The sequence below is a fragment of the Hallella sp. genome, assembly GCF_037460745.1.
GTDB lineage: Bacteria > Bacteroidota > Bacteroidia > Bacteroidales > Bacteroidaceae > Prevotella > Prevotella faecis.
This window is the reverse complement of sequence record NZ_JAXVAE010000028.1, coordinates 1-7,379: the sequence shown is the minus strand read 5'-3', so window position 1 is coordinate 7,379 and position 7,379 is coordinate 1. Positions and strand designations below refer to the sequence as shown.

Here is a 7,379-nt window from a genome sequence, read left to right as displayed (position 1 = left end):
ATGTCGTCTACGTCCTCAATGCCCACCGAGAGGCGTATGAGATCGGGTGCCACGCCAGCCTGTCGCAGTTGTTCGTCGGTGAGTTGTCGGTGGGTGTGGCTTGCGGGGTGGAGCACACAGGTGCGTGCGTCGGCCACATGGGTAACGATGTTGATCATCTGTAGCGAGTCCATGAATCGGATGGCGGTGTCGCGATCGCCTTTCAGTCCGAAGGCAATGACGCCACACGATCCATTGGGCAGGTATTTCTCGGCCAACTGGTGGTAGGCGTCGCCGGGCAGTCCGCTATAGTGCACCCATGCCACACGCTCGTCGGCCTGTAGCGCCTCGGCCACCTGTTGTGCGTTGGCGCAATGCTGCCTCATGCGTAGGTGTAGCGACTGCAATCCGAGGTTGAGGATGAACGAGTTCATGGGTGCGGGAATAGACCCGAGATCGCGCATGAGCTGCGCCACGAGCTTGGTGATGTAGCCCATGGCTCCAAACTTCTTGGCGTAGGTGAGTCCGTGGTAGCTCTCATCTGGAGTGCACAGTCCGGGGAACTTCTCTGCGTGGGCGAGCCAGTCGAAGCGTCCGCTGTCCACCACGCATCCTCCCACTTGGCTGGCCGTACCGTCGAGATACTTGGTGGTGCTGTGGGTCACGATGTCGGCGCCCCACTCGAAGGGGCGGCAGTTGATGGGTGTGGCGAAAGTGTTGTCTACGATGAGCGGCACGCCGTTGTTATGCGCTATACGCGCAAACTTCTCTATGTCGAGCACGGCGCATCCGGGGTTGCTGATGGTCTCTCCGAAGAGCACCTTGGTGTTGGGTCGGAACGCCTTCTGTATGGTCTCCTCCGAGTCGTTGGGGTCGACGAATGTGCAGTCTATGCCCAACTTCTTGAGCGTTACGCCGAAGAGGTTGAATGTGCCTCCATAGATCTCGTTGCTCGTTACCACATGGTCGCCGGCCTCGCAGATGTTGAACACGGCATAGAAGTTGGCGGCCTGTCCGCTGCTGGTCAGCACGGCCCCCACGCCCCCTTCGAGCTGCGCTATCTTCTTCGCCACCACGTCGTTGGTGGGGTTTTGCAGTCGGGTGTAGAAATAGCCTTCCTTCTTGAGGTCGAAGAGCATGGCCATCTCCTCAGAGTTGTCATATTTGAATGTAGTGCTCTGGATGATGGGCGGTTCGATGGGTTCGCCATTCTTAGCCTCGTAGCCTCCGTGCACACAGAGGGAAGCCGTGCGTAAGTTCTTTTTCATGGTTGTTGGATCTTGAATTTAGATGTGTTGTGTAGATATTAAACACGAAGGTACAAATAAATGTGCTAACTTCCGCATGAAAGCGAAGTAAATTGCCCTTGGGCGATCGATTTCTGTGGTTTTAATTGGGCGTTTGGAAAAAATTGTATAAGTTTGTTGCCGTTAATCTTAAACCCGAAAATTATGAATTCCTCTATAAATAGTATATTTTTATCCTACTGGTGTAAAAGGGGTTTTATATATGTTTGGGATAATAATGTGGAGTGTTGAATGTTGAGTGTTTGTTCAATGTGGAGTGTTGAAAGTTGAGCATTGAAGATGAATCACATTCAACACCCAACATTCCACATTCCACATTCCACATTCCACAATATAACTTAGTCCTCCATCAACTTGCGATAGCGGCCCTTCTTGATCTCCTCGTTGCCGAGTCGGCGCGCCTTGTTGATCTCGTAGTCGGAGTAGCTGCCCTCGAAGTAGAACACCTCACCGTTGCCCTCGAAGGCCAGGATGTGTGTGCAGATACGGTCGAGGAACCAACGGTCGTGACTGATCACTACGGCACATCCGGCAAAGTTCTCCAGACCCTCCTCCAGGGCGCGCAGCGTGTTCACGTCGATATCATTGGTAGGCTCGTCGAGCAACAGCACATTGCCCTCTTGCTTCAGCGCCAGGGCGAGTTGCAAGCGGTTGCGCTCACCACCCGAGAGCGTGCCGCAGAGCTTGCTCTGGTCGGTGCCCGAGAAATTGAAGCGCGAGATGTAGGCGCGTGCGTTCACGTCGCGTCCACCCATGCGTATGGTCTCGTTGCCCTGCGAAATGATGTCGTAGACCGACTTCTCCGGGTCGATGTCCTTATGCTGCTGGTCTACGTAGGCGAGTTTCACGGTCTCACCCACCTCAAACGTTCCATCATCGGTGTGCTCCAATCCCATGATCATGCGAAAGAGCGTGGTCTTTCCCGCACCGTTGGGACCTATCACGCCCACGATGCCGTTAGGCGGCAGCATGAAGTTGAGGTCGCTGAAGAGCACCTTGTCGCCGAAAGCCTTCTTGACGTGTTGCGCCTCGATAACCTTGTTGCCCAGACGTGGGCCATTGGGGATGAAGATCTCCAACTTCTCTTCGCGGTCTTTCTGCTCCTCGCCCAGCATCTTCTCGTAGGCGTTGAGACGCGCCTTACCCTTGGCCTGTCGGGCCTTGGGTGCCATGTGTGCCCATTCCAGCTCGCGTTCCAGCGCCTTGCGTCGCTTCGAAGCCTGCTTCTCCTCCTGCATCATGCGCTTGGTCTTTTGGTCGAGCCACGAAGAGTAGTTGCCATGCCAGGGGATGCCCTCGCCACGGTCGAGCTCCAGGATCCACTCGCTCACATCGTCGAGGAAGTAGCGGTCGTGGGTAACGGCAATCACCGTGCCCTCATATTGTTGGAGGTGCTGCTCGAGCCAGTCGATACTCTCGGCGTCGAGGTGGTTGGTGGGCTCGTCGAGCAGCAGCACGTCGGGCTTCTGCAGCAGCAGGCGGCAGAGGGCCACGCGTCGGCGCTCACCACCCGAGAGGTTGGTAACGGGCAGGTCGCCCTGTGGGCAGCGAAGGGCGGCCATGGCGCGGTCGAGCTTCGAGTCCATGTTCCACGCGTCGGTAGCGTCGATGAGGTCTTGCACCTCCGCCTGTCGCGCCATCAACTTGTCCATCTTGTCGGCGTCTGAGTAGTATTCCTCCATGCCAAACTTCTGGTTGATCTCCTCATACTCGGCGAGGGCGTCGTACACCTTCTGCACACCCTCCATGACGTTCTCTTTGACCGTCTTCGCCTCGTTGAGGGGCGGGTCCTGCGGCAGGTAGCCCACGGTGTAGCCCGGGCTCCACACCACCTCGCCTTGGGTGGGCTGCTCCAGTCCGGCGATGATCTTCATCAGCGTTGACTTACCTGCGCCGTTCAGACCGATGATTCCGATCTTTGCGCCATAGAAGAAAGACAGGTAGATGTCCTTCAGGATCTGCTTGTGGTTTTGTGGGATGATCTTCGACACTCCCACCATTGAAAAGATAATTTTCTTGTCGTCTACTGTTGCCATAATAATGATGGTGTTACTTGGCTTCGCACGTTCCCAACTTGCGGTCGGTTAGTAATGGTAGATGCAAAATAGGCGGCATGCGAAACAATTTTGTGGCAAAGATAATCATTTTACCCCGACTTTATGCAACTTTCCCCTATCAATCGTTGTGTTGGCACCAAAATATTATGTTCTTTTGTTTTGCGTTGTATGCGTTTTCCATTACCTTTGTCACCATCACATGTGAAAAACAAATCCCACCATGGCCCGCATATTCATAGCCTTACGGTTTGGCGACGAGGTAAAGAAGGCGCTCGTGGCCTTGCAGAACGCCCTCCGCGCGCAGGGCGTTGAGGGCAACTATTGTGCGTGGGGCAACCTCCACATGACACTTGCCTTCATTGGCGAGCGCTACGACCTGCCCACGATACGCCAGGCGGTGAACGAGGTGCGTTTTGAGCCCTTCACCATGACCTTAGGCCCGTTGGGCACGTTTCCCACGAAGGCCGGTGTTGTCTGGTGTGGGGTGAGTGATGGCGAGGCGGTCACGGCCTTGGCCAACCAGTTGCGAGAGCGCCTCACGGCCCATGGCGTGGCCTATAGCGCGACGCCCTTCTTGCCCCATATCTCCTTGGTGCAGCGCCCCTCACACATCGTAACCCATCTTCCCGCGCCCCAAGTGGCCATCCCCGTGGAGCGCATTTATGTGATGAAATCGGAGCGCATCGACGGCCAACTGGTTTATTCGGAAATATAGCCCCAAACGTTACGCGTTACCAAGGAAAAAGATTATCTTTGCACTATCTTTGCATATTAAATACCCTATCAGCAATGAATAAGATCGTTTTCGTAACAGGAGCCAACAAAGGCATTGGCTTTGGCATCAGCAAGCACCTCGGCCTGAGCGGTTGGGACGTAATCATAGGAGCGCGCAACGCGCAACGCGCAACGGCTGCCATCAGCAACCTGAAGGCGGCGGGCGTGAATGTGCTCGGCTGGGTAAACATCGAGCTCAACGACCCCGATAGCATCAGCCGTGCGGCCAACGAAATAGCCAAGAAATATCCTTCCCTGAGTCTGCTCGTCAACAATGCGGGCATTCCCGGCGATATGTCGGTAACCAGTTGGGACACCCAGATGATCGACATCAAGGCCACGATAGATGTAAACTATTATGGCACTCTTGCCATTACCCAAGCCCTCCTGCCCGTCATCAAGGCCAACGAAGGCCGCATCGTGAACATCACCGTACCAAGCGAGGTGAGCCCCTATTGGCATCCGTTGGCCTATGTGGCCAGTAAGGCCGCGCAAAACGCCATGATGGGCGTCATGGCCGTCGATTTCGAGCAGAAGCATATCCCGGTTGAGATCTTTAGTGTGCACCCGGGTCCCACCACTACCGACCTCAACGGCAACATGGCGCTCCCCGGTTTCCACGACATCGACACCGTGGGCAAGTCGTTTGCGGAGCTCATCAACGATGGCAAGGCACACAATGGCGAGTTTATCGAGTTGTATCCCATTGTAAAAGAAGATTGATAGTAAATGAGCAAGATGGATACGAAACAAGACAAAGACCCCATGGCCTGGGAGGTGCTCGATAGCGAGTATGTCTTCAAGCGCCCTTGGCTTACCGCCAGGCGCGACCACGTGAAGTTGCCTACGGGTGCCGAGATCAACGATTTTTACGTGTTGGAGTATCCCGATTTCTGCAATGTTGTGGCCATCACGAAAGACAATAAGTTCCTGATGGAACGTCAGTATCGCCACGCTCAGCACCTCACCGCCATCGAGATACCGGCCGGATGCGTGGAGAAGGGCGAAACACCGCTGGAGGCAGCCCAACGCGAACTGTATGAGGAAACAGGTTATGGCGGGGGCCAATGGACGAAGCTCATGACCATCAGTCCCAACCCTGGAGCCTGCAACAACTATTGCCATTGCTACCTGGCCCTTGGCGTGGAGCGCGTGTCCACCCAGCACCTTGAGAGCACGGAAGACATCAAGATGGTGTTTCTGGAGCAAGACGAGGTGGCGCGCATGCTCAGGAACGACGAGTTTCACCAAGCCCTGATGGCCGCTCCCTTGTGGAAATATTTCGCCATGAATAAGTTGATGGGATGAACACGATCGACATAGCACTTCGCATAGCCACAACGGCCCATGCCGGACAACTCAACCGCGACGGGTATCCAGCCATTCTCCATCCGCTTGCCGTGGGATTGATGGGCCATACCGACGAGGAGAAAATGGCGGGATTCCTGCACGAGGTGGTGGAACGCTCCCATTACACCTTCGACGACCTGCTCCATGAGGGTATCCCCACGGGCGTTGTGAACGCGCTCCGCCTGCTCACCCATGAGGAGAGGACGAGTTGCGAGGAGCATCTGCGACGCATCATCCACTCGGGCAATCCCATCGCCCTGCAAGTGGAGCACAACGACTTGCAACAGCATTACGAGCGCGAGAAAGCCCATCCCGACCAACAGGCCAAGTATGGCGAGGCGCTGGCCAAGGTAAGGGAGGCCATCAAGGCTTGCTCGAAGGTCGACCTCTACCAGCCTCCCACCGACCCCCATATTGCCGTGGGCATCTTTGCTTGCGGATGCTTCTGGGGCACCCAGCACCAGTTTCAGAAGCAGAAGGGTGTGGTGGGTACCCTTGCGGGCTACACCGGAGGCACGGAGCCCTTCCCCTCGTATGCCGATGTGCGCGACCATAAGACGCATCATGTGGAGGCCGTCATCGTCGAATTCGATCCCGCGGTGGTGTCCTATGAGAGTCTCTGCAAACTGTTCTTCGAGATACACGACCCCGCACAGACCGATGGCGTGGGACCCGACTTGGGCGCCCAATACCGCAGCTGCATATTCTATCGCGATGAGACCCAAAGGCAGACGGCCGAGCGCGTGATGCAACTGTTGCGCCACAAGGGCTATGAGGTCAACACCCTGTTGCTGCCCGAGGAACCGTTCTACATAGGCGAGGCCTACCACCAGCGCTATTATGAAAAGACGGGTGGCGAACCCTATTGCCATGTGAGAACCAAGAAGTTTTAACCCCATTCGATCATTCAGATTCACCCCAAAACATCCAAAACATGAGAATACGTCAGATCACGTTCAGTCCAACAGGTGGAACCCTACGTGTGTGTGAGGCCCTCTGTGAGGGATTGGGAACCATCGCCACGGCCACGGAACTCTGTGTGCCCGCCGATGAAGTGGCTGTTCCCACCGTCGGGCCCTCCGACCTTGTGGTGGTGGGCATGCCCGTGTATGCGGGACGTGTGCCCGCCTTGGCCGTTGAGCGCCTGAGGTGTGTGGAGACCCACGGAGCGCGTTGCGTGGTGGTGGCTGTCTATGGCAACCGAGCCTACGAGGACGCCCTGGTGGAGATGCGCGATGTGGCCACCGCCATGGGCTTCCGGGTGGTTGCGGCTGTGGCGGCTATTGCCGAGCATAGCATTTGCCGCATGTATGGCGCGGGGCGGCCCGACGAGGCCGACGCCCACGAGCTCGCGGCCTTTGGCGCAGCCATCCGCAACGCTATGGAACGGAAAGAGCCTTCACACCCATTGGTGGTGCCGGGCAACCGCCCTTATAAGCAAGGGTGCACAGGACCGTTCCCCACGGCCAACGACCTTTGCACGGGGTGCGGAACGTGCGCCAGCCAATGTCCTGTGGGAGCCATAGCGCCCGATCATCCTCAAGAGGTCAACTCGGACCTTTGCATCGGATGCATGCGTTGCGTGGCGGTTTGTCCTGTGCAGGCGCGTGGCATAGGTGAGCGCCTCCACATGCTGGAGTCCCATCTGGAGCCTCTCTGCCGTGAGCGGAAGAAAAACGAGTTGTTTCTATAAACCCCAATTGGTCATTTAGTACGAAACCCTGATGACCGATTTTGAAAAATAAAAGCTATATGACTATAGGAGATAAGATTCCCGAGGTCCTGGGCATCGACCAGGACGGACGCGAGATTAAGGCTGCCGATTATCGCGGTCGCAAGATAGTGCTTTACAGTTATCGTAACTATTCAGCGAAAGGGCATGGCGGGGTATCAAGCCTCAAATAAGGCTTGA

At 56.1% G+C, this 7,379-nt stretch carries 7 protein-coding genes and 1 pseudogene; 6 read left to right on the top strand and 2 right to left on the bottom strand.

Going from position 1 to position 7,379, the window contains the following annotated elements:
- Both WKK33_RS00580 and ettA read right to left on the bottom strand, forming a co-directional pair.
- Positions 1 to 1,247, bottom strand: a 1,247-nt coding sequence (locus WKK33_RS00580) for an O-acetylhomoserine aminocarboxypropyltransferase/cysteine synthase family protein (RefSeq protein ID WP_337932021.1), incomplete at its 3' end; no start/stop codon positions are given.
- A 377-nt stretch (positions 1,248 to 1,624) separates the two neighbouring features.
- Positions 1,625 to 3,322, bottom strand: coding sequence for an energy-dependent translational throttle protein EttA (gene ettA, locus WKK33_RS00575; protein WP_337569249.1), 1,698 nt, complete (start codon positions 3,320 to 3,322; stop codon positions 1,625 to 1,627).
- Positions 3,323 to 3,563: 241 nt separating this feature from the next.
- On the opposite strand from ettA, the gene thpR reads away from it, so the two are divergent.
- From thpR to WKK33_RS00545, 6 genes and pseudogenes are all read left to right on the top strand, one after another.
- Positions 3,564 to 4,058, top strand: coding sequence for an RNA 2',3'-cyclic phosphodiesterase (gene thpR / locus WKK33_RS00570; RefSeq protein WP_337469180.1), 495 nt, complete (start codon positions 3,564 to 3,566; stop codon positions 4,056 to 4,058).
- A 74-nt stretch (positions 4,059 to 4,132) separates the two neighbouring features.
- Positions 4,133 to 4,840 (top strand): SDR family NAD(P)-dependent oxidoreductase, encoded by a 708-nt coding sequence (locus tag WKK33_RS00565; RefSeq protein ID WP_337469179.1) that lies wholly within the window; start codon positions 4,133 to 4,135, stop codon positions 4,838 to 4,840.
- A 15-nt stretch (positions 4,841 to 4,855) separates the two neighbouring features.
- Positions 4,856 to 5,425: an NUDIX hydrolase gene (locus tag WKK33_RS00560; protein ID WP_337932020.1), complete on the top strand. Its 570-nt coding sequence runs from the start codon at positions 4,856 to 4,858 to the stop codon at positions 5,423 to 5,425.
- A gap of 455 nt (positions 5,426 to 5,880) precedes the next feature.
- On the top strand, positions 5,881 to 6,360 hold the full coding sequence (gene msrA / locus WKK33_RS00555) for a peptide-methionine (S)-S-oxide reductase MsrA (protein WP_337469181.1): 480 nt from the start codon (positions 5,881 to 5,883) through the stop codon (positions 6,358 to 6,360).
- Positions 6,361 to 6,401: 41 nt separating this feature from the next.
- Positions 6,402 to 7,160, top strand: a complete 759-nt coding sequence (locus WKK33_RS00550; protein WP_337932019.1) for a 4Fe-4S binding protein — start codon at positions 6,402 to 6,404, stop codon at positions 7,158 to 7,160.
- Positions 7,161 to 7,219: 59 nt separating this feature from the next.
- Positions 7,220 to 7,324, top strand: a pseudogene (locus WKK33_RS00545) (peroxiredoxin); the annotation flags it as partial.
- Positions 7,325 to 7,379 lie beyond the last annotated feature (55 nt).

Bases quoted from the DNA above. Each gene is read 5' to 3' on its own strand.
- ettA (WP_337569249.1), bottom strand. From the start codon at position 3,322: ATGGCAACAGTAGACGACAAGAAAATTATCTTTTCAATGGTGGGAGTG.
- thpR (WP_337469180.1), top strand. From the start codon at position 3,564: ATGGCCCGCATATTCATAGCCTTACGGTTTGGCGACGAGGTAAAGAAG.
- WKK33_RS00565 (WP_337469179.1), top strand. From the start codon at position 4,133: ATGAATAAGATCGTTTTCGTAACAGGAGCCAACAAAGGCATTGGCTTT.
- WKK33_RS00560 (WP_337932020.1), top strand. From the start codon at position 4,856: ATGGATACGAAACAAGACAAAGACCCCATGGCCTGGGAGGTGCTCGAT.
- WKK33_RS00550 (WP_337932019.1), top strand. From the start codon at position 6,402: ATGAGAATACGTCAGATCACGTTCAGTCCAACAGGTGGAACCCTACGT.